Genomic DNA, 26,992 nt, shown 5'->3' on the forward strand with positions numbered 1-26,992 from the left:
TTGACAGCGAAATCGAACATCCATTCTCATGAAGTGTCCGGCGGCGTGATTCCGGGGGTTCACGGGGGATTCCCGGGGCCGCCAGGGGATTTCGGTGGGCGGATCGTCCCGAGTTATCCACAGGCCGGGCGGGCGTCGGGGCGCATTGTCAGTGGCAGGCGTTAGCGTCTTTGACGTGAAGCGATCGACTCAAGCAAACCGGGTGGAACCCATGGCAGGAACCGACCGCGAGAAGGCGCTCGACGCCGCGCTCGCACAGATTGAACGGCAATTCGGCAAGGGCGCAGTGATGCGCATGGGCGAGCGGCCGAACGAGCCCATCGAGATCATCCCCACCGGGTCGACCGCGCTCGACATCGCGCTCGGCGTCGGCGGTCTGCCGCGCGGCCGTGTGGTGGAGGTGTACGGCCCGGAGTCCTCCGGTAAGACGACCCTGACGCTGCACGCCGTGGCCAACGCGCAGAAGGCCGGCGGAGCGGTCGCCTTCGTGGACGCCGAGCACGCCCTCGACCCCGAGTACGCGAAGAAGCTCGGCGTCGACATCGACAACCTCATCCTGTCCCAGCCGGACAACGGCGAGCAGGCCCTCGAGATCGTCGACATGCTGGTCCGCTCCGGCGCGCTCGACCTGATCGTCATCGACTCCGTCGCGGCCCTGGTCCCGCGCGCGGAGATCGAGGGCGAGATGGGTGACTCGCACGTGGGTCTCCAGGCCCGCCTGATGAGCCAGGCGCTCCGGAAGATCACCAGCGCGCTCAACCAGTCCAAGACCACCGCGATCTTCATCAACCAGCTCCGCGAGAAGATCGGCGTGATGTTCGGCTCCCCGGAGACCACGACCGGTGGCCGCGCCCTCAAGTTCTACGCCTCGGTGCGCATCGACATCCGCCGCATCGAGACCCTGAAGGACGGCACGGACGCGGTGGGCAACCGCACCCGCTGCAAGGTCGTCAAGAACAAGGTCGCGCCGCCCTTCAAGCAGGCCGAGTTCGACATCCTGTACGGCCAGGGCATCAGCCGCGAGGGCGGCCTGATCGACATGGGCGTGGAGCACGGCTTCGTCCGCAAGGCGGGTGCCTGGTACACGTACGAGGGCGACCAGCTCGGCCAGGGCAAGGAGAACGCCCGTAACTTCCTGAAGGACAACCCCGATCTCGCCAACGAGATCGAGAAGAAGATCAAGGAGAAGCTGGGCGTCGGCGTGCGGCCGGAGGCTTCGGACGCCGAGCAGGACAAGGACACGGACGCCGCCGCGGCGGCCCCGGCCGACGACGCGGCCAAGACGGTGCCCGCACCGGCGGCCAAGTCCAAGTCCAAGGCCGCGGCGGCCAAGAGCTAGTCCGTGACGCGGCGAACCGACTGGGCGGTCGACCCTGCCGAGGCCCCACGCCGGGGGTACCAGGAGCACCGGGAGTACCGGGAGCACGAGGACGGCGCCTCGGCCGGGGGAGAGGCTCCCGGTTCCGGTGCGGGCCCTGGTTTCGGTGAGGGGTTCGGTGAGGGTTTCGACCCTGGTGGCGGCTCCGGTTCCGGCGCGGGCTCCGGCCCCGGTTCCGGTCGACGTGGTGGTCGTCGGCGGCGTGGCGGCTTCGGCGGTCATCAAGGCAGCGGTTCCCCTTCCTCGTCGAGGGCCGAGCAGGGGGAGTCGTCGCCGACGGGGGACCCGGCTGAGCGGGCGCGGGCGATCTGTCTGCGCCTGCTCACCGGGACTCCGCGCACGCGCAAGCAGCTCGCCGACGCCCTGCGCAAGCGCGAGATCCCCGAGGACGTGGCGGACGAGGTGCTGTCCCGCTTCGAAGAGGTCGGCCTCATCAACGACGGCGCCTTCGCCGACGCGTGGGTGGAGTCCCGGCATCACGGCAGGGGCCTGGCTCGGCGGGCGCTCGCCCGGGAGCTGCGCACGAAGGGGGTCGACTCCACGCTGATCGACGAGGCCGTCGGACAGCTGGACCCGGAGCAGGAGGAGGCGACGGCACGCGAGCTCGTCGCCCGCAAGCTCCGCTCCACGCGGGGCCTCGACCGCGACAAGCGGCTGCGCCGCCTCGCGGGGATGCTCGCCCGCAAGGGCTACTCGGAGGGGATGGCGCTCCGGGTGGTGCGGCAGGCCCTGGAGGAGGAGGGCGAGGAGACGGAGGACCTGGAGTACGGGGGGTGAGCGCCCCTGTGGGGGTGTGGGGGGTGTTCGAGGGGCTCCGGCCGGTTCTCACGGGGGTGGAACCGGCCGGGCCCCCGCTTTCCTGAAGTGCCCGGGGCCGCCCGTAAGTAGGGCTAACCCCCCGGAGAAGACGCCGGGCCGCCTTACTGCACAGGAGTCTGTGCACAGACGACTGTGTACGCATGGCAGAGGAACCCAAGGAATCCAGGGAGTCCGGGGCGCCCCAGAAGCTCCACGACCTGGCCACGCTCAAGGCGCTCGCGCAGCCGCGGCGGCAGCAGATGTTGCAGCACCTCACGGTGCACGGCCCCGCCACCTCCGCGACCCTCGCCCGCGCCCTCGGTCTCAACACCGGTGCCACCAGCTACCACTTGAGGGAGCTCGCCCGGTACGGCTTCGTCGAGGAGACGAGCGGACCTGAGCCCGAGTCCGGGGCTGTGCCCGCACCCGAGCCCGGGGCTGTGCCCGCACCCGGGCGCGGGCGGGAGCGCTGGTGGCGTGCCGTGCCCGGCGACCGCAGGTTCCCGCCGCGCAGCCGGCAGAGCGCCGAAGTGCGGCTCGTCATGGACGAGTTGAACCAGCAGTCGTACGCCGCCGACCTGGAGCTCTTCGCACGGCTCCAGCGCGAGGCGGACGGAGGGCCCGAGGGGTGGGCCGACGCCTTCCCGTACTCGCGCGGCACCATCCGTCTGAACCTGCCCGAACTCCGCGCGTTCTTCGAGGAGTACATCGCGCTCCTCAACCGCTACCGGCGCCCCGACGCCGAGACCCCCGCGGACGCGCGCACCGTCCTGACCCGCTTCCTCGCCTTCCCCGCGCCGGCCTCTGCCACCGCCACCGCCCAGGACGACAACAGAAAAGGCACGGACCCCTCATGATGCTGCGCTATGCCCTGCAGACCGTCCGCGACCGCAAAGGCGGCTTCCTGGGGGCCTTTCTCGCCCTGATGTGCGCGGCCGCCCTCATCACCGCCTGCGGCACGCTCCTGGAGACCGGCCTTCGCGGCACCATCCGCACCGAGCGCTACGCCGCCGCCCCGGTGATCGTCTCCGCCGACCAGAACGTCCACCGGACCACCGTCAAGCACAAGAAGGGCAAGACCAAGGTCAAGCACAAGGCCAAGCCGATCGCCGAGCGCGCCTGGCTGTCCGCGGGCCTCGCCGAGCGGATCAGGGAAGTGCCGGGCGTCGGCGGCGTCGTGCCCGAACTGACCTTCCTCGCCCAGCCGTTGAGCCCTGCCGCCGACGACGTGGACCGGCCCGCGTACGGGCACGCCTGGAGCTCGGCCGCCCTCACCCCCTTCCGCCTCGTCGACGGCGCGGCCCCGCGCGCGGCCACCGACCTCGTCGTCGACCGGGCTCTCGCCGACCGCGCCCACCTCGCGCCGGGCGACCGCCTCACCGTCCAGTCCACGCAGGCCCCGCGCAGCTACCGGATCAGCGGCATCGCGGCCCCCGCCCGGAACGGCGGCCGAAGCGGCGGCCTCGCGCACCAGACCTCCCTCTTCTTCTCCACCGCCGAGGCCAAGCGCCTCGCCGCCCGCCCCGGCCAGGTCACCGCACTCGCCGTGCTCCCGGCCAAGGGCGTCGACGCCGACCACCTCAAGGGCGCCGTCAAGGAGGCCCTCTCCGGCACGCCCAACGGCAGGACGGCGCAGGTCAGTTCCGGTGCCGGCCGTGGCGCCGTCGAGTTCCTGGACGCGGCGGACGCGCGCGTGCGGCTCATCAGCATGGGCGGCGCGATGGGCGGCACCTCCCTCGCGGTCGCCGTCCTCGTGGTGATCGGCACCTTCGCCCTCTCGATCCAGCAGCGCCACCGCGAACTCGCCCTGCTGCGGGCCATCGCCGCCACACCGAAGCAGATCCGTCGCCTCCTCGGCCGCGAGGCCCTGATCGTCGGCGCGGCTGCCGGGGCCGCCGGAGCGCTCGCCGGACTCCCGCTCGGCGGCTGGCTGTTCGGCCGGTTCGTCGACCGGGGCGTGGTGCCCGCGACCGTCGAACGCACGGGCGGCGTCTTCCCCGCGCTCGCCGCCGTCGCCGTGACGCTGCTCGGGGCCTGGACCGCCGCCCGCCTCTCGGCCCGCCGCATCGCCCGGATCCGCCCGGCCGAGGCCCTGACCGAGGCGCGGGCCGAGCGCACCCGGCTCTCCTGGGGGCGCCTGATCGCCGGTCTCGCCCTCCTCGCCGGGGGCGTCGTCCTCGTCGCCGTGCTCGGCATCCTGCACACCGAGCCCGCGTCGACTCCCGTGACCTTCCTGGCCGTCGTGGTCCTCGCCTGCGCCGTCTCGCTGCTCGGCCCGCTCGTCGTGCGGGGCGCGGCGAGGCTGCTGCGGGGCCCGCTGCGCGGCGTCGGCCCCGGCGGGAAGCTCGCGCACGCCAACCTGCGCGGCAACGCCGCCCGGATGGCCGCCGTCGTCACCCCGCTCGCCCTCCTGACCGGCATGACCTGCACCGTGCTGTTCGTCCAGCCCACCCTCGACCACGCCGCGCGCACCCAGGCCCGTGACGGCGTCCGCGCCGACTGGGTGCTCGCCGCCCAGGGCCCCGGCGTCCCCGCGGCGGCGGCACGGACCCTCCGTACGGCCGAAGGCGTCGACGCGGTCACCGAGGTCGTCCGCACGACCGTGCGCGTCGGGCTCGACAAGTTCCCGGCGCAGGGCGTCACCCCGACCGGCCTCAGCCGCACCTGGGACCCCGACGTCACCGCGGGCTCGCTCGCGTCCTTCGGGAAGGGCGGCGTCGCCGTCAGCGAGGTCGCCGCCGACCAGCTGGGCCTGAAGCCCGGTGCCACGGTCCGGCTCACGCTCGGCGACGGCACCCCGGCCACCGTGAAGGTCGCCGCCGTCTACGCGCGCGGGCTCGGCTTCGGGGACATGACCCTGCCGCACGACCTGGTCGCCCGGCACGTCGACAACCCCCTCGCCGCCACCGTCCTCGTCAAGAGCGACCGCGACCGGGCCCAACTCGCGCGAGATCTGCGGCAGTTCCCGGGCCTGCGGGTCCTCGCCCCGGCCGCCGCCGACGAGCTCCAGGCCGAGCGCCGCCAGGCCAACGCCGAGGTGAACCTCCTCGCGATGGGCCTCGTCCTGGCCTTCACGGCCATCGCCGTCGTCAACACCCTCGCGATGTCGGTCTCCGAGCGCGTCCGAGAGTTCGCGCTGCTGCGTCTGGTGGGGGCCCGGCGCCGCCAGGTCCTGCGGATGCTGCGCATCGAGGCGCTGTCGGTCCTGTGCGTCGCCGTCGCGCTCGGCAGCGGCATCGCGCTCGCCGTCCTGTCCGCGTTCAGCCTCGGCATGACGGGCAGCGCGGCCCCCACGGTCCTGCCCCTGGCGTACGTCACCGTGGTCGCCGTCGCGGGCCTGCTCACCCTGACGGCCACCGCGCTCCCCGGCCGGGTGGCCCTGAAGCCGCGGCCGGTCACGGTGGCAACAGCCAAGGAGTGAGGAGGAGCGTGCGGCCGTAAGGGCCAGTACGCAATGGTGGGCGCCCCTTACCGAGCGGGAAGGGGGCGTCCACGCGCGCGTGCGTCCACGCGCGCGTGCTTCAGACAGCCGCTACGGGAAGCCCTGCCGCCTTCCACGCCTGGAACCCGCCGACGAGATCGGTGGCGTGCCGCAGGCCCAACTGCCGCAAGGAGGCGGCCGCGAGGCTCGACGCGTACCCCTCGTTGCAGATCACGACGATCCGCAGGTCGTGGCTGACGGCTTCGGGGGCGCGGTGGCTGCCCTGGGGGTCCAGGCGCCACTCGAGCTCGTTCCGCTCGACGACGAGCGCCCCGGGGATCAGCCCGTCGCGCTCGCGCAGCGCGGCGTACCGGATGTCGACAAGGAGACCTCCGTCACGGGAGATGTCGTACGCCTCCTGGGGGCCGATGCGGTCGAGGCCGTCCCGGACCCGCTCCAGCAACTCGTCGATGCCGACGGGGCGTTCACCCTCGGGCCGATGCCCGCTCACTCCCGGTCCTGCGCTCACTGCCAGTCCTCCGGGCGCTCCACGGACTCCAGGCGCAGCACGGGACCCGTACGGCTGTAGCGGCGGATCCGGGGCAGCGGCGGGTAGTACGCGTGCACCGACACCGCGTGCTCGGTCGTGGACTCGTTCAGCACCTCGTGGACGTGGTTCCGGCCGAACGCCCGGCCCTGGCCCGCCGCCAACTGCCGCTCGCGGTCCACCCCTTCGGAGAGCTCCAGGGTCTTCCAGCCGTCCGTGGGCAGCCGGGCGGCCAGCGAGCGCTCCCTGAGCGTGCCCGCGGCCGTGGTGAAGGCGCCGACCGACTCGGCGTGGTCGTGCCAGCCGGTGCCGGTGCCCGGCGGCCAGCCGATCAGCCACGCCTCGCTGCCCGCGGGGCCTTCGAGGCGGATCCAGGTGCGCCCCTCGGGGTCGAGCGGCAGCGAGGCGACCAGCTCGGGGTCGGCGGCGGTGCGGCGGACGTAGTCGAGGAGCTCGGCGGGGGAGGGGCCCGGGGCGGGGGAGCCGGAGTCCGCGCGGACCGTGGGCGTGGCAGAGGAGGCGGAGGGGATGTCGGTGGTCGCAGAGGCGGTGGCGGTGGGGGCGGCGGTGGTGGTGGCAGGAGAGTCAGACATCGGTACGTACCGTCCTGGAGTTCGCGAAGGGTCCGCGTCCACGGCACGGGCGGCGGCGCGCGGGCGAGGCGGCCGCGGCGTCCGTGACGGGGAAGCGGAGGGTCCGCGTCGAGGTACGCGGGATCACCAGCGGGGGATCACCGTGTCCTGGAGCGGAGGCGCGCGCCCGTCACCGCGAGGCGGGAGGGCGCGACCGGGAAGCGCTGCGAATTCAGCAGGAGGGGCGACACACGCAGCCCGCATAGCGGACGAGGTCCATATGGACCCTCCGCCACAGGCGCACATCGGTGTCGGTCACGTTCCGGAGTAGACCATGGGCGGCCTGGCCGGTCAACTCGCTCTATGGGGCGGTTGAACGACTGGTGTCCAGCTCGCTACGGACGCCACTGACGTCACCGTCCTCGCCGGTATCGGCGCCTCCGGTTCCGCCGGGCTCCTTCCCGGCGTCCGCGCCGCGGGCCCCCGCCTTCCGCTGCGGCACCGCCCCGCCCAGGGCCGCCTCCGCCGCCGCGTACAGCTCCGCCGGGCGCACCCCGGCCAGCGCCGTGACGAGGTGCCCGTCCGGCCGGACGAGCAGCACCGAGTGCGCGGCCGCCCCCGGGTAGCTCTCCGCGACGAGGAGCTCGGCGGGGTGCGGCAGGGCCGAGACCGCGGCCGCGAGCCGGGGCATCAGCCCGGCCTTCATCCAGTGCCGCCGCTCCCAGACCACCGTTCCGGGCGCCACCAGGACGACGAGCAGCTGCCCGAGGCCGAGCCGGTCCCGCAGCTGCACGAACTCGCCGTCCGGGGCGGTCACCTGGACGTCGACGACCGGAGCCCCCGGCTCCGTGTCCGTCGCCACCTCCGACTCGGAGCGCGGAGGCGCCAGCGGCGAATCGGTGTACGCCCCCGGCGCACCGAGCGGCCCGCGCCCCACATGGCCGTCGGTGAGGAGCATGTCGTGGCCGCGCGCGCTCCCCGGCACGTACGAGCGGAGCCCGCCGCTGCCGCGCAGTATGGGCAGCGACTGGTCGGCGGCGCGCAGCCGCGCGGCCACCCCGGCCCGCCGCTCCTCCTGGTAGCTGTCGAGCAGCGCCTCGCGCGGCCCGTGGTGCCAGGCGAGCGCCAGCTTCCAGGAGAGGTTGTCCACGTCCCGCAGCCCCTCGTCGAGCCCCTGGGTGCCGAGCGCGCCGAGCAGGTGCGCGGCGTCCCCGGCGAGGAAGGCCCTGCCCACCCGCCAGCGGCGCGCGAGGCGGTGGTGCACCGTGTGCACGCCGGTGTCGAGGAGCTCGTACGGGGGCGTGGAGCCGCCGCACCAGCCCGCGAGGGTCTCGCGGATGCGGGCCACCAGGGCGTCGGGCGTCACCAGCTCGCCGCGCGGCGGCAGCAGCCAGTCGAGCCGCCACACCCCGTCGGCGAGCGGACGCCCCGTCACCTCGGCGCCGCCGCCCGGCCACGGGGGCATCCGGTGGAGCAACGCCTCGCCGGGCCACGGCAGTTCGGTGCGCAGCGCCGCCACGGCGTGCCGCTCCACCGCCGTACGGCCCGCGAAGCGGATGTCGAGGAGCTTGCGCACGGTTGAGCGGGGGCCGTCGCAGCCCACCAGGTAACTCCCGCGCCACCAGGTGTCCTTGGGGCCGCGCGTGTGGGCGGTGAGGCCGGAGGCGTCCTCCTCCAGGGAGTCGAGCCTGCTGTCCACGGCGACCTTGACCAGCCGCTCGTGGCTGATGGCCTCGCGCAGGGCCCCGGTCAGGACGTGCTGCGGCACATGGAGCGGCGGCGGCGTCTCGTCACTGAACGTGAGGTGCCGCATGAGCTGCTTGCGGCGCAGCGAGCGCCAGGCGGTCCAGCGCGCGCCCGACTCCGTGTCCCCGAACGAGTGACCGGCGAGCCGCTCCACGAAGGCCGCGGTGTCGTCTCTCAGGACGACGGTCCGCGCGGGACGCTGTTCGTCCTTGCCCGGTCCTTCGTCGAGCACGATGGTGGGGACGGAGTTGCGGGCGAGAGCGAGGGAGAGGGCGAGGCCCACGGGGCCCGCGCCGACGACGATCACCGGGTCCACGGCGCGCTTCCCCCTGCCCGGCGGTGCGTCTGGGGCGCCTGATGCGTCGTACAGGCAGGGACAGTTGGCGGAGGGTGCGCGATCACAGAACGTATGCAACCCATTGCCGGTTCTTGCGTCAAGTGACGACGGCAGCAGTCAGGCCCCGCGTCGTGGTGCGACGTGGGGCCTGACCGTGCGATGACACCCGGACTTCGGCTTGCTGCCCGACGGTGCGTCAGTTCGTCTTGGTGGGTGGCTCGTCGGGGCCGGTGGGCCTGGCCGGGCCCGCCGCGGGTCCCGCGGTGGCGTCGAGGACGCCCGGCGCCTCGGCCGGTTCGACGGCCCCGGCGACCACGATGCCGGTCTTGGCACGACGGCCCCGCTTCTCGATCCAGGTGGCGAGGCCGGACAGGGCCAGACACATCGCGACGTAGATGGCGCCGACGACGATGACGACCGGAACGTACGGGTTCTCGTCGTTGACGATCGTGTTGTTGGCGAGCTTCCGCGCCGTGTTCAGGAGCTCTTGGTTGTAGGTGATGATGTAGCCGAGCGACGTGTCCTTCAGGGTGACGACCAGCTGGCTGATGATGGTCGGCAGCATCGCGCGGACGGCCTGCGGCAGCTGAAGGGTCGTCATCACCTGGGACTTGCGCAGACCCAGGGCGTACGCCGCCTCCACCTGGCCGCGCGGCACGGCGTTGACGCCCGCCCTGAGGATCTCGGCCTGGACGCAGCCGTTGTAGACCGTCAGACCGATCACCAGCGCCCAGAACTCCGGGTTCTCACCGACGGCGCCCAGGTTCTCCTTGTAGGTGAGGAAGACCACCCACAGGGTGTAGATCGTGATCAGGAGAGGGACGGCGCGGAACAGCTCGATGAAGCCGGTGACGATCGCGCTGAGCCAACGGCGGTCGGAGAGCCGCCCGATGGCCAGCAGCGAACCGAACGCCATCGAGAGGACGCCTGCCACCGCGAAGACCTTGAGCGTGGTCAGGACGCCGGTGCGGATCCGGGCCTGGACATCGGCGTAGTTGAAGATGTCCCACATCTCCGGCGCCAGCCAGCCGCCGTCGTAGAGACGGTAGACCGCGAATCCGATCAGGCCGAGCACCAGGAGCGAGCCGACGATGCTGTAGACGACGTTCCGCGCGCGGGCCTTGGGGCCGGGTGAGTCGAAGAGGACGCTCGAACTCATCGTGCGACCTCCATGCGTCGCTCGAGCAGCCGGAAGAGACCGCTGATGGTGAACGTGATGATCAGGTAGCCGGCGGCGACGAAGATGAAGATCGGGACGATCGCGAAGCCCTTGTCGCTGAGCAGCTTCTGCACGCCGAACAGCTCGCTGACACTGAACGCACCGGCGATGGCCGAGTTCTTGGTCAGCGCGATGAAGATGGAGCTGAGCGGTGGAAGAACCGTCCGAGTGGCCTGCGGCAGGACAATCAGGCTCAGTGTCTGGGAGAACGTCATGCCGAGCGATCGAGCGGCCTCGGCCTGGCCCAGGGGAACTGTGTTGATGCCGGAGCGCACCGCCTCGGCGATGAAGGCCGATGTGTAGAAGCCCAGTGCGAGCAGGGCCTTGGTCCACGGTGAGAGCCCTGGCATGAAGATCTCGGGCACTACGAACCAGGCGACCAGGAACAGCAGCGTGAGCGGCGTGTTCCGGAAGAGCGTGACCCAGGCGGTGCCGAAGATCCGCAGCGGCGGCACCGGAGAGACCCGGAAGGCGGCGATGATCACGCCGATGACCATGGCCAGCGCCCCGCTGGCCAGGGTCAGCAGGATCGTTCCTATGAACCCTTCGCGGAACTCCGATAGATGGTCAGTCAGTACATTCACGGGGCAGTCCTCGTGGGCGGCAGCGGGCGGGCAGCGGGGAGGCACGCCCCGTGCGCGCCGCGAGGGGCGCGCACGGGGCCGGTCAGCGTGCTGCCGGTGGATCAGGCAGGCCAGGTGACCTGGCGGGTCCGGTGACCGGGCCGGTCACGTGACCAGGCTGGTCAACTGACCAGGTGGGACGCGGGCTTCGGCGTCAGTAGCGCTCGAGGGCCGGCGGCTCGGAGTACGGCGAGCCGGACAGGCCGAGCGTCGCCTCGTACGCCTTCTTGTAGTCGCCGTTCTTCTGGTGCGCCTCGATGGCGTCGGAGACCGCCTTGCGCAGGGCCTTGTCGTCCTTGTTCATGCCGACGCCGTAGGGCTCCTTGGTGAACGGCTTGCCGACGACCTTGAGCTTGGACGGCCGCTGGGCGGCGTAGCCCTTGAGGATCGCGTCGTCGGTGGTGACCGCGTCGACCTCGTCGTTCAGGAGCTGCTGCACGCACTCGGAGTACTTGGCGAGCTCGACGGTCTTGGCGCCGTACTTCGGCTTCTTGATCTCCTGGAGCGGAGTGGAGCCGACGATCGAGCAGACCTTCTTGCCCTTGACCGAGTCGGGGCCCGTGATGGACTTGTCGTCCTTGCGGACCAGGAGGTCGGCGCCGGCCATGAAGTACGGGCCCGCGAAGCCGACCTGCTTCTTGCGCTCGTCGTTGATCGTGTACGTGCCCACGTACAGGTCGACCTGGCCCTTGGAGATGGAGGTCTCGCGGACACCGGAGTCGACCGTCTTGAACTTGATCTGGTCGGGCTTGAAGCCGAGGTCGGCCGCGACCATCTTGGCGATCTCGATGTCGAAGCCGGAGCGCTTGCCGCCGCTGTCCTCGAAGCCCAGGTACGGCTGGTCGTCCTTGGCGCCGAAGACGATCTGGCCGTCCTTCTGCGCCTTCTTCAGGGTCGGCGAGTCCAGCTTCACACCGGTCTTGACCTTGTACTCCGGCAGCTTCGGAGCGTTCTTGCCGCCCGGGCTCTCGGGCTTGTCACCGGCCTCACCGGACTTGCCCCCACAGGCCGTGGCGGTCAGGGCGAGCGCGGCGATCGTCGCCGCGACGGCGGCTGACTTGCGGAGCTTCATGGTGAACATCCTTTGTTCTCAACAGGGTTCGGATCGACGCTCGGCTCCGGAGCGATGCTGCCCCGGCACGGGCGTCCTGCGTCAGTGGTGAAGGATCTTCGACAGGAAGTCCTTGGCCCGGTCGCTGCGGGGGTTGCTGAAGAACTGGTCCGGCGTGGCCGACTCGACGATCCGGCCGTCCGCCATGAAGACCACGCGGTTGGCCGCGGAGCGGGCGAAGCCCATCTCGTGCGTGACGACGACCATCGTCATGCCGTCGCGGGCGAGCTGCTGCATCACCTCGAGGACCTCGTTGATCATCTCCGGGTCGAGCGCCGACGTGGGCTCGTCGAAGAGCATGACCTTCGGGTCCATCGCCAACGCCCGTGCGATCGCGACGCGTTGCTGCTGGCCGCCGGAGAGCTGTGCGGGGTACTTGTCGGCCTGGGTGCCGACGCCCACGCGGTCCAGCAGGGCGCGGGCCTTCTTCTCCGCCTCCGCCTTGCCTGTCTTGCGCACCTTGACCTGGCCCAGCATCACGTTCTCGAGCACGGTCTTGTGCGCGAAGAGGTTGAACGACTGGAAGACCATGCCGACGTCGGCGCGCAGCTTGGCGAGCTCCTTGCCCTCCTGGGGCAGCGGCCTGCCGTCGATCGCGATGGCGCCCGAATCGACCGTCTCCAGGCGGTTGATGGTGCGGCACAGCGTCGACTTGCCCGACCCGGAGGGGCCGATCACGACGACGACTTCTCCACGGGCGATGGTCAGGTCGATGTCCTGGAGGACATGCAGCGCGCCGAAGTGCTTGTTGACGTTCTTCAGCACGACCAGGTCGGCCGCCGCGGGTATGGCGTCCTTGGTCACCGATGCTTCGGTCACGGCTTGTTGCTCCATCCTCCTCGGTTGGGAGGACAGTAATAACGCAGTGCGACCAGCGTCATTACATCTGAGGGGAAATTGAGCATAACGATCCGGCCGCAACCGGACACTATGCGTGAAGGGGACGCCCGGCCCGCGTACCGGCTGCATAACGGAACGTGTCCGTGACCCGAACCCCCTTGACGAGATCCTTCTCGATCGGCGTGGATGCCTTGGTGCGCGCACGCGCGCGGACCCGGCATGCCGATCCGACATGCCGGACCGAGGTACCGATGAGAAACGCGCACGCACGCGCGCGTACCGGCTGCTGGGAAGCGGGTACGGAACGACCGATGAACCGGAGGGGGCCCGCATGAGACTGCTTCTCGTCGAGGACGACGACCATGTGGCGGCCGCCCTGTCCGCGGTCCTGGCCCGGCACGGCTTCGCCGTCAAGCACGCACGCAGCGGCGAGGAGGCCCTCCAGGCGCTGCTGCCCGCCGACACGGAGCCCTTCGGAGTGGTGCTCCTCGACCTGGGCCTGCCCGACCAGGACGGCTACGAGGTGTGCGGCAAGATCCGCAAGCGCACCGCGACCCCAGTGATCATGGTGACGGCCCGCGCCGACGTGCGCTCCCGGATCCACGGCCTGAACCTGGGGGCCGACGACTACGTGGTGAAGCCGTACGACACGGGAGAGCTCATCGCCCGGATCCACGCGGTCATCCGGCGCCCCGCCGCCGAGGCCGCCACCGCGACCCCCGCCGCCCCCGCCGACAGCGAGCTGACCCTCGGCAACGTGCGCATCGAACTGCCCACCCGCCAGGTCAGCGTGGACGGTTCGGTCATCCAACTGACCCGCAAGGAGTTCGACTTGCTGGCGCTGCTCGCCCAGCGGCCCGGAGTGGTGTTCCGCCGGGAACAGATCATCAGCGAGGTCTGGCGCACCAGTTGGGAGGGGACGGGCCGCACGCTGGAGGTGCATGTGGCGTCCCTGCGGGCCAAGCTGCACATGCCCGCCCTCATCGAGACCGTACGCGGCGTCGGCTACCGGCTCGTCGCTCCGGCGTCGTAGCGGGCCCGGGTGCGCTCTCGCCTCCTCCCGCTGCTCATCGTCCTCATGGCGGGCGTGCTGCTCGCGCTCGGCTTCCCGCTCGCCGTGAGCGTGGCCGGGGCGCAGCAGCAGAAGGTCGTCGTCGACCGCATCGACGACACGGCCCGGTTCGCCTCGCTCGCGCAGTTCGTCACCAAGCGCTCGGCCGGGCCCATCGACATCGTCCAGGACGAGCGGCGCGACACGCTCCTGAAGGAACTCGCCTCCTACTACAAGGTGTACGGGATCAGAGCGGGCGTCTTCTACCGGGACACCGTGCCGATGGCGAACGCCCCGGGCGACTGGTACCTGCCCCGCGAGGGGGCGACGCGGGACGCCTTCGAGGAGGCCCTCACCTCGCGCGGGAGCCACGATCCGCCGCAGGTCTGGCCGTGGCAGCAGGGGCGGCTCGTGGTGGCGTCCCCGGTGATCCGGGACGGCGACGTCATCGCCGTCGTCGTCACCGACTCGCCCACCGGCCACATGCGTTCGAAGACGCTGCGCGGCTGGCTGCTCATCGCCGCGGGGGAGTCGGCGGCCATGCTGCTCGCCGTGGGCGCCGCGCTGCGTCTCACCGGCTGGGTGCTGCGGCCCGTACGGATCCTCGACGCCACCACCCACGACATCGCCACCGGCAGCCTCAAGTCGCGCGTCGCGGCCGCCGGCGGGCCCCCGGAACTGCAGCGCCTGGCCCGGTCGTTCAACGAGATGGCCGACAACGTCCAGGACGTCCTGGAGCAGCAGCGCGCCTTCGTCGCCGACGCCTCCCACCAGCTGCGCAACCCCCTGTCCGCCCTGCTCCTGCGCATCGAGCTGCTCGCCCTCGAACTGCCGGAGGGCAATGAGGAGATCGCGTCCGTACGGACGGAGGGCAAGCGCCTCGCCCAGGTCCTCGACGACCTGCTCGACCTGGCCCTCGCCGAGCACTCCACGGGCGACCTGCGCCTCACCGACGTGGGGGAGCTCGCGGCCGAGCGGGTCGAGGCGTGGCGGGCCCTGGCCGAGGAGCGCGGGGTGCGCCTGACGGGCGTGTGCCCGGCGACCACCGGCTGGGCGGACCCGGTCGCCCTGTCCAGCGCCCTGGACGCGGTGATCGACAACGCCCTGAAGTTCACACCCGAGGGCGAGGAGGTGCGGGTCACGGTCGCCTCGAACGGCGCGCAGTCCACCGTCGAGGTGAGCGACCGCGGCCCCGGTCTCACGGCGGACGAGCTCGCCCGCGTCGGCGACCGCTTCTGGCGCAGCACCCGCCACCAGAACATCAAGGGTTCGGGGCTCGGCCTCTCCATCTCGCGGGCGCTGCTCGCGGCGGGCGGGGGCAGCATCGCGTACGCGCGGAACGAGCCGCACGGACTGACGGTGACGGTGGGGGTGCCGCGGACGGGGCCCGCGGAGTGAGGCTGCGCCGGCCGAGCCGGGGCGGTGGGCTCAGGGCTTGACCGACTCGTAGTAGCGCCGGGCGCCCCGGTGCAGTTCGAGCGGGTCCGTGTACAACGCCGTGCGCAGGTCGACCAGTTGGGCCGCGTGCACCTGGCGGCCGATGTGGTCGCGGCTGTCGATCACGGTGCGGGTGAGGCGCTCGGTGAGCTCGGCGTCGGTCCGGTCCGTGGTCACCAGGAGGTTGGCCACGGCGAGGGTGCGCACGGCGGTGCCCCGCTGGGCGCGGGGGTAGGCGTCCGCGGGCATCACGGCGGCCCGGTAGTAGCGGGACGCGCCGCCCTGCCGGTGCAGCGCCCTGACGAGGTTGCCGAGCGGCACGAGGCGGACGTCGTACTGCTCCGAGAGCTGGAGCACCGTGTTGGTGGGCAGGCCGCCCGACCAGAAGAAGGCGTCGATGTCGCCGCTCTGGAGGAGCTGAGGGGCGGTGTCGATGCCGTTGTCGAACGCCTTGATGTCCGTGCCGAGGCCGAGGCCCGCCGCCTGCAGCACCCGGTCCGCGATCAGCCGGACCCCGGAGCCCTGCTGGCCCACGGCGACCTTCTTGCCGCGCAGGTCGGCGGCCGACTTGATGTCCGAGTCGCGCCGCACGACGAGCTGGACGTAGTCGTCGTACAGGCGCGCACAGCCCTGCAGGCGGCGCGCGCCCGGCCGGTGGCCGATGCGGTATGCCGCCACGGCGTCGGCGGCCGCGATGGTGAAGTCGGCCTTCCCGGTGGCCACGCGCGAGACGTTCTCCCACGACCCCTTGCTGTTGTGGAGGCGGACGTCGACCCCGGGCATGTCCCGGTCGGCGGCCGTCCGCAGGAGGTTGCCGTAGCGCTCGTACACGCCGCTCTTGACGCCCGTGCTGAACCGCATCTCGCCGGTCGGGGAGTCGTCGCGCGAAGGCAGCAGCCACCACACCAGCAGGCCGAACACCACGAGGGCCGCGGCCGCGCCCTGGAGAGCGCGGCGCCTGCTGATGCGGGGAAGTGCGGGGAACATGCGCGCGATCCTGCCAGCTCACGCGCCGCGGTGACCAGGGCCGGACCCACACTGAACCGGGCGGCCCGCGGCTCCGTATGTAGGGGTGGGGCACAGCGGGGCAGGGGCGCGGGGGAAAGCCGCATTCGAGCACGGTGGGCCTTTTGGCGTGCCCGGAAATTCAGTGTGAATTGCTTTTCGGTGTCGTGCGCCGCGTGCTTCCCCTGTTTACGGGGCGCGAATTTATGTCCAATGTTCAAAAGTCGTGGACTCGTCAATATATGGACCCTCGCATTCCTTCGTTGACATTTGAATGCGACACCTTCCATGCTGTGCGTGGGCCGGTGAACGAGCCGCTGGCAATTCACTCGCCCGAGGCGCCATGGAAGCGTCGCCCGTATGGGACCCGGGGACTCATCGATTCATCTGCGATGTGGAAATGACGCCTGCCTCCCTGCATTACGCCCCATTCAATTGCGAGCGTCGGAAAGGAGGGAACCCCATGACGAAGATGTCGATCCGCAAGGCCGGTCCGATCCGCCTGACCACGGCCTGCTACTACGCCTGTGCCGAGCAGTGACAGTGACCCGCCCCGGTCGGAGCCGGACCCCCCGGTGGGGGTCCGGCTCCGATCCCGGAGAGCTCACGGACGGAGCGCATCCCGGAGAGCTCACGGACAGAGCCCACGCAGTGAGCACAGAGCCCACAGAAAGCCCACGCAGAGAGGCGCGCCGGATGAGCGTGACCGTTCCGGGCGGCCGCACGGTCCGCCTGCATCCCCTCACGATGGTGGCCGAGGACGACGGCGTCATGGTCGGCCGGCCGGACATCGGCTCGTACGCGGTCTTCCCCGAGGAGGGCGCCGAGGTCCTGCGCATGTTCGGCGCCGGGTCGTCGATCGCCGAGGTCGCGGCCTGGTACGAGCGGACCTGCGGCCAGCAGCTCGACATGGACGACCTCCTCGAGGCCCTCGAGGAACTGCAGTTCCTCCGCACCGACAGGGCCGGACCCGGCGAGCCCGGCTCCGCCGGCCCGTCCGCCGCCGCCGCTGACCCGTCCGGCGGCGGGCCCACGGCGCCCCTGCGCTGGCAGCGGCTCGGTGCCGCCGCCTTCTCGCGGGTCGCCTGGGTCGTCTACGGGGCGCTGACGGCGGCCGCGGCCGTGGCCATGGTGCGCGCGCCCGAACTCCGCCCCTCCTACCGCCATCTGTTCTTCACGGACTATCTTTCACTGATCCCCATTTCGCTGTTCGGGGCCGCCATTCCCTGCATTCTGATCCACGAGGGATTCCATGCCCTCGCCGGGCGCAGGCTGGGACTTCCCTCGACTCTCGGGATCGGCCGGCGGCTCTACTATCTGGTCGCCGAGACCCGGCTCGATTCACTGCTCAGTGTCGAGCGCCGCAAAAGGTATCTGCCCTTTCTCGCGGGCATGGTGGCCGATGTCGTCCTGGTCGCGGCCCTGACGCTGTTGTCGGTCGCACTCGACGAACCCGGCATTCCCGGCTGGGTCCACAAACTCTGTCTGGCCGTCGCCTTCACCTGTGTGATGCGGCTGATCTGGCAGTTCATGTTCTATCTGGAGACCGACCTCTATTACGTCGTGACCAACGCCATGCGGTGCACGAACCTGCAGAACGCCAGCAGGTTCCACGTGCGCAGGCAGGTCCACCTGCTGCTGCGCCGCCCGCCCCCGCGCCCGGACACCGAGTGGTCCGAGCGGGACCGGGCCATGGCGCGCTGGTACACGCCCTTCCTTGTCGCCGGTTACGGGTTCTCGCTGGCCAGCCTCGCCTGGGCGGCCATCCCGACCGCCTGGCACTTCTGGTCGATGGCCATCGGCCGCTTCGCCGACGCCCAGACCCCGGCCACCGGCTTCCTCGACGCGGCCGGCTTCGTCCTCCTCACCTCGCTGGAGATCGGCCTGCTGATCTACGTGACGGTGCGGGACCGGCGGGCCAAGAACCGCGCCGCGCGCCGTAGCCGCGAGGCCACCGCAGCCACCAGCCCCGACGCGCACTCATCCGAAGGAGCACCCACATGACCTCGTCAGCCGACGCAGCCGCACCCCGCCACCACTGGGCCGCCCCGGCCCTCCTGGACGGGTACGCCGCCACCAGCAACGGCGCCCTTCCGCAGCCACCCCGGCCCCACCTGGAGGTGCCCTGTCACCGCAGGCTGCGCGGCCCCTACACCGGAGCGGGCCGGCTGCTGCGCCGCGTGGTGCCCGAACTCGTCGAGCGGCACCCGGAGTTGGTGGCCGAGCGGGCGCCCTCGATCACGGCAATTGCACCGGACCTCACGCCGCTCGTGCCCGCCCCGCCGCAGACCCTCACCAACCAGGCCGACCGCAAGGAGCGCACCCGCTTCTATCCCGCGACCCGCGCACCCCGCCTCGCCCACGGCGTCACCGAGCTCCTCCTGGACTGGGCCCGCGTCCTGCACCCCGACGGGGTCGTCCTCGCCTTCCGCGACCTGGACGCCGCCGACCCCACCGACCGCGATCTGGTGGACATCCTGCTGCGCCGCGCGGACCCGGCCGTGCTCACCGTGGTCGCGGAGAGCTCGGGCACCGCCGACGACGCGCTCGGCCGCCGCCTGCGCGCCCACACGGCCCGCTCCGCCGGACTGCCGCGCCCCACCCCGCAGCCGCCCCGCGACGGCGACCTGGCCCAGCTCTTCATCGACACCGACGGCACCAGCACCGAACCGGCCCTCCTGGAGGCGTACGCCGCCCTGTCCCCGGGCGAGCGGGCCCGCCGCCACACGGCCCGCGCCGCCGAGCTCGCCGCCCTCGACGAGCCCGGAGTGCGCCTCGGCGCGATCCCGTACCACCTGGAGCACGGCAGCGACCCCCAGGGCGCCGGGGTCGACGCCCTCCGCGAGGCCCTCAACCTCAGCTTCGCCCTGGGCTTCTACGAGGCGGTGGTGGACCTCGCCCAGCGCGGCCGCCGACTGGCCCCCAGCACCGAACGCCCCGACCCCTACTGGCACTTCACGCACCGCCTCGCGGCCTGCCTCTGCTACCTGGGCCGCGGCCACGACGCCATCGGCTACCTCCAGGAGATACGCCGCGGCTCCCTCGAGACCGACCTCCACATGGGCGCCGCCTACCTCCTCGCGATGCTCTACACCCGCTTCCTGCCCAAGGCGGACCACGACGAGGACATCGCCCTCGCCTGGGTCAACACCGCGATCTGCATCGCCGACGCCCACCCCAACCCGGGGCGCCGCATCCTCGTACGGTCGTTCATGCGCAACGCCCGTGCCCTGGTCGAGCTGCACCGCGCCAACCCCGAGGGCGCCCTGGCCCTCGTCAACGAGGCGATGGCCCTCACCGACGCCGACTTCGCCCCGCACGAGCAGCTCCTGCACCGCTCCGTGCTGCTCTACAACCGCGCCCAGGTCCTCGGCGCCGGAGGGGACCACCTCGCCTCCCTGATCGACTACGACGAGGTGATCCGCCGCGACCCCGACTACGGCGACTACTACTTCGAACGCGCGGCCCAGCACCGCGCCCTCGGCCACCACCCGGAGGCCCTCACCGACTACGCCACCGCGATCCGCCTCACCCCGCCCTTCCACGAGGCCCACTTCAACCGCGCGGACCTGCTCCGCGAACTGGGCGAGGACGACGCGGCCCTGCGCGACCTGGACTACGCCCTCGAAGTTGAACCCGACCACATGGAGTCCCTCATCAGCCGGGCCGACCTCTACATGGAGCGCGGTGAGACCGAGCGGGCCCGCGCCGACATCGACCGGGGGCTCGGCCTCGACCCGGACAGCGCACCGCTCCTGGCCGCCCGGGGCGCGCTGCTCGCCGACTCCGGAGACACCGAGGCCGCCTACGAGAGCTACACCGCGGCCCTGCGCCGGGCGCCGACCTACGTCGCCGCCTGGGCCAACCGCGCGGTCCTCGCGTACACCACGGGGCGGCCCGTACAGGCGGTCGGCGACCTCTCCGAAGCGCTGCGGCTCACCGAGGGCGGCGACGACACGGCCCTGCGCGCCAACCGGGCCATCGCGCTCCAGGACATCGGCGACCACGCCCGCGCCGTCGAGGACCTCGACCGCGCGCTCGCCGGATCCGACGGGGCCGACCCCGACCTCCTCTACCGGCGCGGGATCAGCCGGCACGCCCTTGCCGACATCGAGGGGGCGCTCGCGGACTGGCGGGCTCACCTCGCGGCCTTCGGGCCCGGCGAGACCTCGCCGCACGCCGAGGAGATCAGGGCGCGGGCCGGGGGCCTGGTGGCCGCGGTCCGCGGGGAGGGAGCGGCGTGACGGAGGTGCTGTCCGCCGCCGGCGAGGTGGCGCAGGAGGCCGAGGAGGCGGCACGGGACGTGGGCGACGTGGCACAGGGCGTGGACGTGGACGAGGCGGCGCGGGAAGCGGGCGTGGTGGCGCGGAAGCCGGGCCGGACGGCGCAGGAAGCGGGTCAGGTGGCGCCGCAACCGGGTCAGGTGGCGCCGCAACCGGGTCAGGTGGCGCCGGAGCTGCTGCGCTCGGTCCTGCGCCACCACGCCAAGGGCGTCGCCGTGATCACCGCGGGCGCCGAGCAGCCGGTCGGCTTCTGCGCCACCTCCCTGGCCTCGCTCTCGCTCGACCCGCCGCTGGTGTCCTTCACGGTCGGCCTGCGCTCCTCGTCCTGGGCGACGGTGCGTGCGGCGCCACACGTCATGGTCCACCTGCTCGCCGAGGGCCAGGAGGACCTCGCCCGCACCTTCGGCGGCGCGGGGGCGCCGAAGTTCGGCCACGGCACCCGCTGGCACCGCGGCGTCCACGGACTGCCGGTCCTCGACGACGTGCTGGCCTGGCTGGCCGTCGAACCCCTCAGCCACCTCCCGGTCGGCGACCACGCGCTGGTCGTCGGCCGGGTGGTCACGGCCCGCAGCGTCGCGTCGGGGGCGCCGCTGGTCCACCACGACGGCGCCTTCGTGGGCCTGGCGGCCGGTGCCCCGGAGGTATTCCGCCTAGGGACGTGATCGGAGCCCTTACCCTGGACGGGTGAGCGGTAACGACGTGCCTTTCGGAGTAGTGGACGGCTTGAAGACGTACGAAGTGCGCACCTATGGGTGCCAGATGAACGTCCATGACTCCGAGAGGCTCTCCGGCCTCCTGGAGGGGGCCGGATATGTGAAGGCCCCCGAGGGTTCGGACGGCGACGCGGACGTCGTCGTCTTCAACACGTGCGCCGTCCGGGAGAACGCGGACAACCGGCTGTACGGCAACCTCGGCCGCCTCGCCCCGATGAAGACCAAGCGTCCCGGGATGCAGATCGCCGTCGGCGGCTGCCTCGCCCAGAAGGACCGCGACACCATCGTGAAGAAGGCCCCCTGGGTCGACGTGGTCTTCGGCACGCACAACATCGGCAAGCTCCCCGTCCTCCTGGAGCGCGCCCGCGTCCAGGAAGAGGCGCAGGTCGAGATCGCCGAGTCCCTGGAGGCGTTCCCCTCCACGCTGCCGACCCGCCGCGAGAGCGCGTACGCGGCCTGGGTGTCGATCTCCGTGGGCTGCAACAACACCTGCACGTTCTGCATCGTCCCGGCCCTGCGCGGCAAGGAGAAGGACCGCAGGACCGGCGACATCCTCGCCGAGATCGAGGCCCTCGTCGGCGAGGGCGTCTCCGAGATCACCCTCCTCGGCCAGAACGTGAACGCGTACGGGAGCGACATCGGCGACCGCGAGGCGTTCAGCAAGCTGCTGCGCGCCTGCGGCGGCATCGAGGGCCTGGAGCGCGTCCGCTTCACGTCCCCCCACCCCCGCGACTTCACGGACGACGTGATCGCCGCCATGGCCGAGACGCCGAACGTGATGCCGCAGCTGCACATGCCGCTGCAGTCCGGCTCGGACCCGGTCCTGAAGGCGATGCGCCGCTCCTACCGCCAGGAGCGCTACCTGGGGATCATCGAGAAGGTCCGCGCCGCCATCCCGCACGCGGCCATCACGACCGACATCATCGTGGGCTTCCCCGGCGAGACCGAGGAGGACTTCGAGCAGACCATGCACGTGGTCCGCGAGGCCCGCTTCTCCCAGGCGTTCACCTTCCAGTACTCCAAGCGCCCCGGGACGCCCGCGGCCACCATGGAGAACCAGATCCCCAAGGAAGTCGTCCAGCAGCGCTACGAGCGCCTGGTCGCCCTCCAGGAGGAGATCTCCTGGGAGGAGAACAAGAAGCAGGTCGGCCGCACCCTGGAGCTGATGGTCGCCGAGGGCGAGGGCCGCAAGGACGGCGCCACGCATCGCCTCTCCGGCCGCGCCCCCGACAACCGCCTGGTCCACTTCACCAAGCCGGACCAGGAGGTCCGCCCCGGCGACGTGGTCACGGTCGAGATCACGTACGCCGCCCCGCACCACCTCCTCGCCGAGGGCGCCGCCTTGGACGTGCGCCGCACGCGCGCGGGCGACGCCTGGGAGAAGCGCAACAAGGAGGAGGCCGCCAAGCCCGCGGGCGTGCTGCTCGGGCTCCCGAAGATCGGCGTCCCCGAGCCGCTCCCGGCGGCCACCACGGGCTGCGGCTGCGACTGATTCCCGAGGAGCGGACGAGGGCCTGATCCGTCGGACAGGCCCCAGGCCGTGTCCGCAGAGTCCCGCCTGCCCGGCGACGCCTGGCACGCACGCTCGCCGCGTTGCCGGAAGGCCCCAGTAGCTTCGCTACCGCACGCACCTTGCGCCGCCGGTCCCGCCCTCCGGGCGGACGACGGGACTTGGCGGACACGACCTCGCCGCACGGCACCCCGCGCGCGGGGTTACCCTGCCGATCATGCTTGTCGCCGCCGCCGTAGCCCCCTGCCCGCCGCTGCTCGTGCCCGAGGTCGCCGCGGGCGCCGCACCCGAGCTGGACGCCGCGCGCGCGGCCTGCTCGGACGCCGTCGCGGTCCTCGCCGCGGCCCGGCCGGACCGCCTCGTCGTGGTCGGCCCCGCCGAGCAGAGCGGGCGCGGTCCGCACCAGCAGGGAGCGCGAGGTTCGTTCCGGGGCTTCGGCGTGGACCTCGACGTACGCCTGGGACAGCCCGTCCCCGACGCCGCCACCCCCGAGCGCGACCTGCCGCCCTCCCTCTCCGTCGCCGCCTGGCTGCTCGCGCGCGCGGGCTGGGCGGCGGCCCCGGTGGAGGGCCTCGGCGTGGGGGAGCCGCTGGAGCCGCAGCGGTGCCTGGAGGTCGGCGGTGAACTCGCCGCGCGCGCGGACCGGGTGGCGATCCTGGCGATGGGCGACGCCAGCGCGTGCCGCACCCTCAAGGCGCCGGGCTACTTCGACGAGCGGGCGGCGGGCTTCGACGCGGAGGCCGCGCGGGCCGTCGGGTCGGCCGACATCGCGGCCCTCAAGGCCCTGGACGCCGAGCTCGCGTACGAGCTGAAGGCGGCGGGCCGGGCGCCCTGGCAGGTCCTCGCGGGCGCGGCCGAGCAGGCGTCGCTGCGCGGCGAGCTGCTGTACGAGGACGCCCCGTACGGCGTGGGCTATCTGGTGGCGGCCTGGTCCTAGCGGCCGTCAGGTCTCAGGAGCGGCGCGCACGGCGACGGCCGCGGAGCTGGTGGCGCTCCGCAGCCGTCCGCCGCGTGCTGTCCGGGAGGCGGCTCAGGGCGCCGAGGGCGACGACGGTGGCGTCGGAGGGGCGGTGTCGCCGTCCGCGGCCTTGCCGGTCGCGCCGCCGTCCGTCCCGGCGAGCCGGTCCACGGCGTCCTTGGCCTTGTCCGTGCCCGTCTGGATCTTGTCGCTGTACTTGCCCTTGGTCTTCTCGTCGACCACCTTCGCGGCCTTGTCGAGTCCCTGGTCGATCTTGTCCCCGTGCTGTTGCGCGAGGTCGGAGACCTTGTCCTTGGCCGGGGCAAGCTTTTCCTTCAACTGCTGCAGGAAGCCCATGAGTTCACCTTCCCTCGCCGGGGAGCTACTTGCGGGCGCCCTCGCCGGCCTCGTTGTCGGCCGCCTCCTCGGCGGACTGCTGCTTGGGGATCTCCACACCCTCGGCGGCAGCTGCTTCGGCGGTGTCGGCCGACTCCTTCGACTCGTCCTCGGCGTCCTCGGAGGTCTCGGCGGTCGCGCCCTCCGTCTCGGCCTTCTCCGCCGTGGCCTCGGACTCTGTCTCCGCCTCGGCCTTCGCATCCGTCCCGGCGGCGGCCTCGGAAGACTCCTCGGCCGTCTCGGACTCGGCTGTGAGGGTGGCGGCATCCGCCTCGGTGGTTGACGCCTCCTCCGCTCCCTTTGTCTTCCGGCGGAACCGACTAAAAACGCCCATATCTACTCCATACGTTACTCGTGTGGGCGAAATCCCGCGCCGCCCGGTGCGTCCCATTGCGTCGCCCGGGTCACCGGTCCTCGAAACCGGCGGCCGGAACCTCGCAACAGGCAACGACCCCGGACCCGTCGCGTCACGTAGCTCATTCGGGAAGCGGCCCCAGGGTTTGCGAGACTGGGGCGGTGAGTAGCGCAGCTCCCGCCCCGCGGGTCATCGCCGTCGTCGGTCCGACCGCGGCCGGAAAGTCCGATCTGGGCGTCTTCCTCGCCCGGAAACTCGGCGGCGAAGTCGTCAACGCCGACTCCATGCAGCTGTACCGGGGGATGGACATCGGCACCGCCAAGCTGACGCTCGCGGAGCGCGACGGCGTCCCGCACCACCTCCTCGACATCTGGGACGTCACGGAGGCGGCGAGCGTCGCCGAGTACCAGAAGCTCGCCCGCGCCGAGATCGACCGTCTCCTCGCCGACGGCCGCTGGCCGATCCTCGTCGGCGGCTCCGGCCTGTACGTGCGGGGAGCCATCGACCAGCTGGAGTTCCCCGGCACCGACCCCGCCGTCCGCGCCCGCCTCGAGGAAGAGCTCGAAGAGCACGGCCCCGGCGCCCTGCACGCCCGGCTCGCCGCCGCCGACCCGCAGGCCGCCCAGGCGATCCTGCCGGGCAATGGCCGCCGCATCGTGCGCGCCCTCGAGGTCATCGAGATCACCGGAAAGCCCTTCACGGCCAACCTCCCCGGCCACGAGTCCGTCTACGACACCGTCCAGATCGGCGTCGACGTGGCCCGCCCCGAGCTCGACGAACGCATCGCCACGCGCGTGGACCGCATGTGGGAGGCCGGGCTCGTCTCCGAAGTGCGCGACCTGGAGGGCCGCGGCCTGCGCGAGGGGCGCACCGCGTCCCGGGCCCTCGGCTATCAGCAGGTCCTCGCGGCCCTCGCGGGCGAGTGCACCGAGGACGAGGCGCGGACCGAGACCGTGCGGGCCACCAAGCGGTTCGCGCGCCGCCAGGACACCTGGTTCCGGCGGGACCCGAGGGTGCACTGGCTGAGCGGCGCCGCCGCCGACCGGGAGGAACTCCCGGCACGGGCACTGGCGTTGGTCGAACGAGCGGTCACAGCCTGATCACGTGATGGCATCGGGACGCTCCGGCGGTCATCCCGGCCCCCGGCGCCGTGCCATCATCGACCATCGATCGACCAGTGGAGTCCGGAGTGGGAGGGCGCGTGGCGATGGAGGCCGGCCCTCGAGACACCGCACATGACGGCGAGCTGAGCCCGGACGGACCCGGGCACGGGCTGACGCCGGACGTCTCCCTGGACGGGCTGAGCGCGGACGGCCCCGGCGGCGAACTGAGCCCCGACGGCCCCGAGCAGACGCCGGACGGCGTGAGCGGCGTGAGCGACGACGGGCCCGGCGCGGGCGAGATGACAGGCCCCGAGGTCGAGGTCGAACTGCGCCCGCAGCGTCGGCTGCGCATCTGGCAGCTCGCCCCCATCGTGATCCTCGCCGCGATCGGCTCCCTGATGTTCGCGTTCCCGCTCGCCTTCGAGTTCGGCGACGGCGGGGCCGTCGTCGCGATGCTGGGGCTGCTGCTCAGCTCCTGCGCCGCGGGCTGGGGCATGATGGCCGCGCGCCGCGTCGGGCACACCTGGCCGGGCCTTCCCGAGCGCGGTTCGGGGCGCCGTCCGGACTGGCGGATCGTCTCCGCGTACGCCCTGGTGGTCGTCGTCGCCGCCGTCCTCGCGGTCTGGCGGGTGGCCCGGCTCCGCTGAGCCGGCGGCACCGCCCCGGGGGAGTGTCCGAGCCACCCCGTACGATCGAGGAATGAGCACGCGGATCGCCTTCCTCAAGGGGCACGGGACGGAGAACGACTTCGTGATCGTCCCCGACCCCGACAACGCCATCGAGCTGCCCCCGGCCACCGTCGCCGCCCTGTGTAACCGCCGCGCGGGCATCGGCGGCGACGGCCTGCTGCACGTCGTGCGCTCCGCCGCCCACCCCGAGGCCCGCCATCTGGCCGCCGAGGCCGAGTGGTTCATGGACTACCGGAACGGGGACGGGTCGGTCGCCGAGATGTGCGGCAACGGAGTCCGGGTCTTCGCCCGCTACCTCCAGCGCGCGGGGCACGCGACCGAGGGCGAGCTCGCCATCGCCACCCGCGGCGGCGTGAAGACCGTGCACATCGCCAAGGCCGCGGCCGACGGCACCCCCGGAGACATCACGGTCGGCATGGGCAAGGCCCTGCTCCCCGGCGGGGACGTCACGGTGTCCGTGGCCGACCGCCGGTGGCCCGCGCTCAACGTGAACATGGGCAACCCGCACGCGGTCGCCTTCGTGGCCGACCTGGCCGAGGCGGGGAACCTGTACGAGCCCCCGCCGTTCAGCCCCGCCACGGCCTACCCGGACGGGGTGAACGTGGAGTTCGTCGTCGACCGCGGCCCCCGCCACGTCGCCATGCGAGTCCACGAACGCGGCGCGGGCGAGACCCGCTCCTGCGGCACGGGCGCGTGCGCCGTCGCCGTGGCCGCCGCCCGCAGGGACGGCGCGGACCCCGCCGCGACCGGCACCCCGGTGACGTACAGCGTGGATCTGCCCGGCGGGCGTCTGGAGATCACCGAGCGGCCGGACGGCGAGATCGAGATGACGGGTCCCGCGGTGATCGTCGCCGAGGGCGAGTTCGTCCCGGAATGGCTCGAAACGGCACTGCGATGAAC

At 72.2% G+C, this 26,992-nt stretch carries 25 protein-coding genes; 14 read left to right on the forward strand and 11 right to left on the reverse strand.

Annotated features, from left to right (window positions below; genetic code table 11):
• Window positions 1–211 precede the first annotated feature (211 nt).
• The 4 genes from recA (at window position 212) to ACQB60_RS38650 (ending at window position 5,597) form a co-directional block, all read left to right on the forward strand.
• On the forward strand, window positions 212–1,339 hold the full coding sequence (gene recA, locus ACQB60_RS38635) for a recombinase RecA (RefSeq protein ID WP_496930761.1): 1,128 nt from the start codon (window positions 212–214) through the stop codon (window positions 1,337–1,339).
• 3 nt (window positions 1,340–1,342) lie between these two features.
• Window positions 1,343–2,155, forward strand: coding sequence for a recombination regulator RecX (gene recX / locus ACQB60_RS38640; protein ID WP_496930762.1), 813 nt, complete (start codon window positions 1,343–1,345; stop codon window positions 2,153–2,155).
• Window positions 2,156–2,337: 182 nt separating this feature from the next.
• Window positions 2,338–3,033, forward strand: coding sequence for a helix-turn-helix domain-containing protein (locus ACQB60_RS38645; protein ID WP_496930763.1), 696 nt, complete (start codon window positions 2,338–2,340; stop codon window positions 3,031–3,033).
• On the forward strand, window positions 3,030–5,597 hold the full coding sequence (locus tag ACQB60_RS38650; protein WP_496930764.1) for an FtsX-like permease family protein: 2,568 nt from the start codon (window positions 3,030–3,032) through the stop codon (window positions 5,595–5,597). The genes ACQB60_RS38645 and ACQB60_RS38650 overlap by 4 nt, the downstream gene beginning before the upstream one ends.
• A gap of 100 nt (window positions 5,598–5,697) precedes the next feature.
• On the opposite strand, the gene ACQB60_RS38655 is transcribed toward ACQB60_RS38650, so the two are convergent.
• The 8 genes from ACQB60_RS38655 to ACQB60_RS38690 form a co-directional block, all read right to left on the reverse strand.
• A complete protein-coding gene (locus ACQB60_RS38655) occupies window positions 5,698–6,126 on the reverse strand; it encodes a rhodanese-like domain-containing protein (RefSeq protein ID WP_496930765.1) in 429 nt (142 codons plus the stop codon).
• Window positions 6,123–6,737 (reverse strand): cupin domain-containing protein, encoded by a 615-nt coding sequence (locus tag ACQB60_RS38660; RefSeq protein ID WP_496930766.1) that lies wholly within the window; start codon window positions 6,735–6,737, stop codon window positions 6,123–6,125. Before ACQB60_RS38660 ends, ACQB60_RS38655 begins: the two co-directional genes overlap by 4 nt.
• 211 nt (window positions 6,738–6,948) lie before the next feature.
• Window positions 6,949–7,035, reverse strand: coding sequence for a putative leader peptide (locus tag ACQB60_RS38665; protein ID WP_311605579.1), 87 nt, complete (start codon window positions 7,033–7,035; stop codon window positions 6,949–6,951).
• Between the two features lie 42 nt (window positions 7,036–7,077).
• Window positions 7,078–8,778, reverse strand: a complete 1,701-nt coding sequence (locus ACQB60_RS38670; RefSeq protein ID WP_496930767.1) for an FAD-dependent monooxygenase — start codon at window positions 8,776–8,778, stop codon at window positions 7,078–7,080.
• 217 nt (window positions 8,779–8,995) lie between these two features.
• The gene (locus ACQB60_RS38675) at window positions 8,996–9,958 is read right to left on the reverse strand and encodes an amino acid ABC transporter permease (protein WP_496930768.1); all 963 of its coding nucleotides are present in this window, start codon (window positions 9,956–9,958) and stop codon (window positions 8,996–8,998) included.
• A complete protein-coding gene (locus ACQB60_RS38680) occupies window positions 9,955–10,602 on the reverse strand; it encodes an amino acid ABC transporter permease (protein ID WP_496930769.1) in 648 nt (215 codons plus the stop codon). The genes ACQB60_RS38675 and ACQB60_RS38680 overlap by 4 nt, the downstream gene beginning before the upstream one ends.
• A 193-nt stretch (window positions 10,603–10,795) precedes the next feature.
• Complete coding sequence (locus ACQB60_RS38685) at window positions 10,796–11,713, reverse strand: glutamate ABC transporter substrate-binding protein (protein ID WP_496930770.1); 918 nt, start codon at window positions 11,711–11,713, stop codon at window positions 10,796–10,798.
• A gap of 81 nt (window positions 11,714–11,794) precedes the next feature.
• The gene (locus tag ACQB60_RS38690; RefSeq protein WP_496930771.1) at window positions 11,795–12,571 is read right to left on the reverse strand and encodes an amino acid ABC transporter ATP-binding protein; all 777 of its coding nucleotides are present in this window, start codon (window positions 12,569–12,571) and stop codon (window positions 11,795–11,797) included.
• A gap of 352 nt (window positions 12,572–12,923) precedes the next feature.
• Between ACQB60_RS38690 and ACQB60_RS38695 the strand changes: the two genes are divergently transcribed.
• Window positions 12,924–13,625, forward strand: coding sequence for a response regulator transcription factor (locus tag ACQB60_RS38695; RefSeq protein WP_496930772.1), 702 nt, complete (start codon window positions 12,924–12,926; stop codon window positions 13,623–13,625).
• 9 nt (window positions 13,626–13,634) lie between these two features.
• Complete coding sequence (locus ACQB60_RS38700; RefSeq protein WP_496930773.1) at window positions 13,635–15,041, forward strand: sensor histidine kinase; 1,407 nt, start codon at window positions 13,635–13,637, stop codon at window positions 15,039–15,041.
• A 30-nt stretch (window positions 15,042–15,071) separates the two neighbouring features.
• Here the strand turns inward: ACQB60_RS38700 and ACQB60_RS38705 are convergent, their stop codons facing one another.
• On the reverse strand, window positions 15,072–16,067 hold the full coding sequence (locus tag ACQB60_RS38705) for a TAXI family TRAP transporter solute-binding subunit (RefSeq protein WP_496930774.1): 996 nt from the start codon (window positions 16,065–16,067) through the stop codon (window positions 15,072–15,074).
• Between the two features lie 714 nt (window positions 16,068–16,781).
• Here ACQB60_RS38705 and ACQB60_RS38710 point away from each other — a divergent pair.
• The 5 genes from ACQB60_RS38710 (at window position 16,782) to ACQB60_RS38730 (ending at window position 23,528) form a co-directional block, all read left to right on the forward strand.
• A complete protein-coding gene (locus ACQB60_RS38710) occupies window positions 16,782–18,089 on the forward strand; it encodes a hypothetical protein (RefSeq protein ID WP_496930775.1) in 1,308 nt (435 codons plus the stop codon).
• Window positions 18,086–20,329 (forward strand): tetratricopeptide repeat protein, encoded by a 2,244-nt coding sequence (locus ACQB60_RS38715; protein WP_496930776.1) that lies wholly within the window; start codon window positions 18,086–18,088, stop codon window positions 20,327–20,329. Before ACQB60_RS38710 ends, ACQB60_RS38715 begins: the two co-directional genes overlap by 4 nt.
• On the forward strand, window positions 20,326–21,030 hold the full coding sequence (locus ACQB60_RS38720) for a flavin reductase family protein (protein WP_496930777.1): 705 nt from the start codon (window positions 20,326–20,328) through the stop codon (window positions 21,028–21,030). The genes ACQB60_RS38715 and ACQB60_RS38720 overlap by 4 nt, the downstream gene beginning before the upstream one ends.
• Before the next feature lie 37 nt (window positions 21,031–21,067).
• Window positions 21,068–22,573, forward strand: a complete 1,506-nt coding sequence (gene miaB, locus ACQB60_RS38725; RefSeq protein ID WP_496930846.1) for a tRNA (N6-isopentenyl adenosine(37)-C2)-methylthiotransferase MiaB — start codon at window positions 21,068–21,070, stop codon at window positions 22,571–22,573.
• A 235-nt stretch (window positions 22,574–22,808) separates the two neighbouring features.
• Window positions 22,809–23,528: a class III extradiol dioxygenase subunit B-like domain-containing protein gene (locus ACQB60_RS38730; RefSeq protein ID WP_496930778.1), complete on the forward strand. Its 720-nt coding sequence runs from the start codon at window positions 22,809–22,811 to the stop codon at window positions 23,526–23,528.
• A gap of 93 nt (window positions 23,529–23,621) precedes the next feature.
• On the opposite strand, the gene ACQB60_RS38735 is transcribed toward ACQB60_RS38730, so the two are convergent.
• The gene (locus ACQB60_RS38735) at window positions 23,622–23,906 is read right to left on the reverse strand and encodes an antitoxin (protein ID WP_496930779.1); all 285 of its coding nucleotides are present in this window, start codon (window positions 23,904–23,906) and stop codon (window positions 23,622–23,624) included.
• A 25-nt stretch (window positions 23,907–23,931) separates the two neighbouring features.
• On the reverse strand, window positions 23,932–24,279 hold the full coding sequence (locus ACQB60_RS38740) for a hypothetical protein (RefSeq protein ID WP_496930780.1): 348 nt from the start codon (window positions 24,277–24,279) through the stop codon (window positions 23,932–23,934).
• Between the two features lie 182 nt (window positions 24,280–24,461).
• On the opposite strand from ACQB60_RS38740, the gene miaA reads away from it, so the two are divergent.
• From miaA to dapF, 3 genes are all read left to right on the forward strand, one after another.
• Window positions 24,462–25,400, forward strand: a complete 939-nt coding sequence (miaA, locus tag ACQB60_RS38745) for a tRNA (adenosine(37)-N6)-dimethylallyltransferase MiaA (RefSeq protein WP_496930781.1) — start codon at window positions 24,462–24,464, stop codon at window positions 25,398–25,400.
• A gap of 107 nt (window positions 25,401–25,507) precedes the next feature.
• Entirely contained in the window at window positions 25,508–26,050 is a 543-nt protein-coding gene (locus tag ACQB60_RS38750; protein ID WP_496930847.1) for a hypothetical protein, read from the forward strand.
• A 52-nt stretch (window positions 26,051–26,102) separates the two neighbouring features.
• Window positions 26,103–26,990: a diaminopimelate epimerase gene (gene dapF, locus ACQB60_RS38755; protein ID WP_496930782.1), complete on the forward strand. Its 888-nt coding sequence runs from the start codon at window positions 26,103–26,105 to the stop codon at window positions 26,988–26,990.
• Window positions 26,991–26,992: the final 2 nt, after the last annotated feature.

Origin of the sequence: Streptomyces odontotermitis (genome assembly GCF_050510915.1) — a bacterium.
Taxonomy (GTDB): domain Bacteria; phylum Actinomycetota; class Actinomycetes; order Streptomycetales; family Streptomycetaceae; genus Streptomyces.

Coding starts and splice junctions, on each gene's coding strand:
- recA (WP_496930761.1), top strand. CDS start 212: ATGGCAGGAACCGACCGCGAGAAGGCGCTCGACGCCGCGCTCGCACAG.
- ACQB60_RS38645 (WP_496930763.1), top strand. CDS start 2,338: ATGGCAGAGGAACCCAAGGAATCCAGGGAGTCCGGGGCGCCCCAGAAG.
- ACQB60_RS38650 (WP_496930764.1), top strand. CDS start 3,030: ATGATGCTGCGCTATGCCCTGCAGACCGTCCGCGACCGCAAAGGCGGC.
- ACQB60_RS38660 (WP_496930766.1), bottom strand. CDS start 6,737: ATGTCTGACTCTCCTGCCACCACCACCGCCGCCCCCACCGCCACCGCC.
- ACQB60_RS38675 (WP_496930768.1), bottom strand. CDS start 9,958: ATGAGTTCGAGCGTCCTCTTCGACTCACCCGGCCCCAAGGCCCGCGCG.
- ACQB60_RS38685 (WP_496930770.1), bottom strand. CDS start 11,713: ATGAAGCTCCGCAAGTCAGCCGCCGTCGCGGCGACGATCGCCGCGCTC.
- ACQB60_RS38695 (WP_496930772.1), top strand. CDS start 12,924: ATGAGACTGCTTCTCGTCGAGGACGACGACCATGTGGCGGCCGCCCTG.
- ACQB60_RS38705 (WP_496930774.1), bottom strand. CDS start 16,067: ATGTTCCCCGCACTTCCCCGCATCAGCAGGCGCCGCGCTCTCCAGGGC.
- ACQB60_RS38710 (WP_496930775.1), top strand. CDS start 16,782: ATGAGCGTGACCGTTCCGGGCGGCCGCACGGTCCGCCTGCATCCCCTC.
- ACQB60_RS38715 (WP_496930776.1), top strand. CDS start 18,086: ATGACCTCGTCAGCCGACGCAGCCGCACCCCGCCACCACTGGGCCGCC.
- ACQB60_RS38730 (WP_496930778.1), top strand. CDS start 22,809: ATGCTTGTCGCCGCCGCCGTAGCCCCCTGCCCGCCGCTGCTCGTGCCC.
- ACQB60_RS38735 (WP_496930779.1), bottom strand. CDS start 23,906: ATGGGCTTCCTGCAGCAGTTGAAGGAAAAGCTTGCCCCGGCCAAGGAC.
- ACQB60_RS38740 (WP_496930780.1), bottom strand. CDS start 24,279: ATGGGCGTTTTTAGTCGGTTCCGCCGGAAGACAAAGGGAGCGGAGGAG.
- ACQB60_RS38750 (WP_496930847.1), top strand. CDS start 25,508: ATGGAGGCCGGCCCTCGAGACACCGCACATGACGGCGAGCTGAGCCCG.
- dapF (WP_496930782.1), top strand. CDS start 26,103: ATGAGCACGCGGATCGCCTTCCTCAAGGGGCACGGGACGGAGAACGAC.